Origin of the sequence: Halomonas sp. (assembly GCF_031581305.1) — a bacterium.
In the GTDB taxonomy this organism is placed as follows: Bacteria; Pseudomonadota; Gammaproteobacteria; order Pseudomonadales; family Halomonadaceae; genus Halomonas.
On sequence record NZ_JAVLBC010000273.1, the window covers coordinates 1 to 3,326 of the forward strand.

At 69.5% G+C, this 3,326-nt stretch carries 3 protein-coding genes; 1 reads left to right on the forward strand and 2 read right to left on the reverse strand.

Going from position 1 to position 3,326, the window contains the following annotated elements:
* A partial coding sequence (locus tag RI841_RS15575) for an MliC family protein (RefSeq protein WP_310706545.1) occupies positions 1 to 714 on the reverse strand: 714 nt, incomplete at its 3' end.
* 92 nt (positions 715 to 806) lie between these two features.
* Entirely contained in the window at positions 807 to 3,113 is a 2,307-nt protein-coding gene (gene metE / locus RI841_RS15580) for a 5-methyltetrahydropteroyltriglutamate--homocysteine S-methyltransferase (RefSeq protein ID WP_310706546.1), read from the reverse strand.
* A gap of 103 nt (positions 3,114 to 3,216) precedes the next feature.
* On the opposite strand from metE, the gene RI841_RS15585 reads away from it, so the two are divergent.
* Positions 3,217 to 3,326 (forward strand): LysR family transcriptional regulator (locus tag RI841_RS15585; protein WP_310706547.1); only part of this gene is annotated, 110 nt, incomplete at its 3' end.

The following is a 3,326-nucleotide window of genomic DNA, read 5'->3' on the forward strand; positions in this document are numbered from 1 at the left end:
CAGGGTGACCCGCGCCGGGAAGGGCTGACCGCTCATGCTGTCGAAGCAGGCCCGTGCCTCGAGGCGCAGCTCGAAGGGCATATCGGCCCGGCCGCTGGCCAGGATCATGCGCCCCTCACCGTTATCCAGGGTGGTCACCCGGTAGGGCAGGGTCATCTCGCGCTCGCCATAGTCCAGCACCAGGGTCGCCTCGGGTCGGTCATTGGCCAGGTTGACCACCCAGCCCGGCTCGTTGCCGCGGGCGTGGAACATGGTGCCCGGCCGCTGGCGACGGGTCAGCACCTCCTGGCTCAGGTCGCGGGTGCAGTCGAGCCGCCCCGTGGCGCTCTCCACTACCGCCTCGTCGCCCTTGTTCCAGAAGCTGAGCTCGCCCTGCTGGTAGCGGGCACCGCTGGCCACCACCGCCGGCGGCAGCCGGTAGGCCCCGTGGGCGGACCAGAGTCGCAGCTCCTCCTCGGTCGCCGCGGTGACCAGATCCTGGGCCGGCGTGCAGCGCCAGGCGGTGAGCGACGTGGCCTCGCCGGGGAAGAAGAGCGACGGCATCAGCGGCGCGGTGGGCTGTGTCTCGGGGGCAGCATCCTCGCGGGAGACCTCGCGATCGCTGACCTCGGGGCGTGTCGCCGCGCCGTCGGGGGTGGCGGCGCAGCCGGCAAGCCACAGGGCCGCCCCCAGCAGGACGAGGGGGCGGGTGGCACGAACGGTGTGACGAGACATGACAGCTCCTTGCGTGTCGACGATGTTCCCTGGTCCGTCAGCATACCAGCCGTTCCGCCGCCATGCGCCGGCTCGCCGCTCAACGCTGGATCTCAGCCATGGCGACGCCTCAGCTCCCGCGCCGCCTCGACCATATTGGCCAGGGCCGGCTCCACCTCAGCCCAGCCCCGGGTCTTTAGGCCGCAGTCCGGGTTCACCCAGAGCCGCTCGACCGGGATGCGCTCGGCGGCCTTCTCCATCAGCGCCACCATCCAGGCCGCCTCGGGGATGTTGGGCGAGTGGATATCGTAGACCCCCGGCCCGATCGCGTTGGGATAGGTGAAGTCCTGAAAGGCATCGAGCAGCTCCATGTCCGAGCGCGAGGTCTCGATGGTGATGACATCGGCATCCAGCGCCGCGATCGAGGCGATGATGTCGTTGAACTCCGCATAGCACATGTGGGTGTGGATCTGGGTCTCGTCGCGCACCCCCGAGGCGGCCAGCCGGAAGCAGGCCACGGCCCATTCGAGGTAGCCCTGCCACTCGGCGCGGCGCAGCGGCAGTCCCTCGCGCAGCGCCGGCTCGTCGATCTGGATGGCGCGGATGCCCGCCGCCTCGAGGTCGAGGACCTCGTCACGCAGCGCCAGGGCGAGCTGCCGGCAGGTGGTCTCCCGGGGCTGGTCGTCGCGCACGAAGGACCACTGCAGCAGGGTGACTGGCCCGGTGAGCATGCCCTTCATGGGCCTGTCGGTGAGCGACTGGGCGTATTCGCTCCAGCGCACCGTCATCGCCGCCGGGCGCACCACGTCACCGAAGAGGATCGGCGGCTTGACGCAGCGCGTCCCGTAGCTCTGCACCCAGCCGAAGCGCGTGAAGGCATAGCCGTCGAGCTGCTCGCCGAAGTATTCGACCATGTCGTTGCGCTCGGGCTCGCCATGCACCGGCATGTCGATGCCCAGCGCCTCCTGGCGGGCTACCACCCGGGCGATCTCCTCGCACATCCGGGCCTCATAGCCTTCGCGCGAGAGCTCGCCGGCCTTGAAGGCGCGCCGGTCGGCGCGAATCTCCGCCGTCTGGGGGAAGGAGCCGATCGTGGTGGTGGGGAACAGCGGCAGCGCAAGGTGGCGCTGCTGGGCCACGGCACGCTCGGCGAAGGGGTGCGCGCGCCGGGTATCGGACGCCGTGACCCCGGCCAGCCGCTCGGCGACCTCGGGGCGATGCAGGCGAGGCGCCTCGCGACGCGACTGCAGGGCCCGGCTGGCAGCTTCCACGCGATCACGGTCGGCGGCGCTGGCGCGGCCATCCAGCAAGCGTGCCAGGGTAGCCGTCTCGTCGAGCTTCTGACGGGCGAAGGCCAGCCAGCTCCTGAGCTCGGCATCCAGCGAGGTCTCGGCGGCCAGGTCCACCGGTACGTGCAGCAGCGAGCAGCTCGTGGCGATCCACAGCCGTTCGCCCAGGCGCATGCGCGCCGTGGCCAGGCGATCCCGCAGCAGGGCCAGGTCGGCCCGCCATACATTGCGTCCGTCGATGGCCCCCACCGAGAGCACCTTGTGGGGCAGCAAGCGATCCAGCACCGCCTCCAGCTGTGCCGGGGCACGCACCACGTCGATGTGCAGGCCATCCACCGGCAGGCCCACCGCCAGGGAGAGATTGTCGCCCAGGCCGCCGAAGGAGCTTGCCAGCAGCAGCTTGACCGGGGTGGCCTGAAGCCGATGGTAGGCGCGCTCATAGGCCTGCCGCCAGGCCAGGGGCAGGTCCTGCACCAGCGCCGTCTCGTCGAGCTGGACCCACTCGACGCCCTTTCCGGCCAGCCGTTCCAGTACCTCGGCATAGACATCCAGGACGCCGTCAAGCAACGCCAGTCGGTCGAAATCCTCGCGGGCCTCGCCGCGCCCCTTGCCCAGCCATAGCCAGGTCAGTGGACCGGTCAGGGCCACCTTGACCGGGTGGCCGGCGGCCCGGGCCTCGTCCACCTGGTCGAAGAGACGACTGCTGGCAAGGCGAAAGGCCTGGCCGGCGTGCAGTTCCGGGACCAGATAGTGATAGTTGGTATCGAAGTACTTGGTCATCTCGCAGGCCGCGGCCGGCTCGCCGCTGGGTGCCCGCCCCCGGGCCATGCGGAAGGCGGTGTCCAGCGACACCTCGCCGCGTGCCACCTCCTCCTCGGCTCCGAAACGGGCCGGCACTGCCCCCAGCAGCACCGAGACATCGAGCACCTGGTCGTAGAAGGCGAAGTCCCCCACCGTCACCAGGTCGAGTCCGGCCTCGCGCTGGGCCGCCCAGTTCGCCAGGCGCAGGGCGCGTCCGGTGGCCTCCAGGGCCTCGCGGTCGATGTCGCCCTGCCAGTAGGCCTCGGTGGCGCGCTTCAATTCGCGATCCGCGTCGATGCGCGGATAGCCGATGATATGAGCCAGCGTCATGATGACGTCCTTTCTGCATGAATGATGGCGGGAAGTCTCGCTGGCCAGGAGATGTGAATCAAACTAAACTTCTTAATCTTCAAGATGAATCAGGCTCACTCGAATGCTCGAACTTCGCCACCTTCGCACCCTGGTCGCCCTGCGCGATGCCGGCTCCCTGGTGGAGGCCGCCGAACGCGTGCATCTGACCCAATCGGCCCTCTCTCACCAGAT

Bases quoted from the DNA above. Each gene is read 5' to 3' on its own strand.
- metE (WP_310706546.1), bottom strand. From the start codon at position 3,113: ATGACGCTGGCTCATATCATCGGCTATCCGCGCATCGACGCGGATCGC.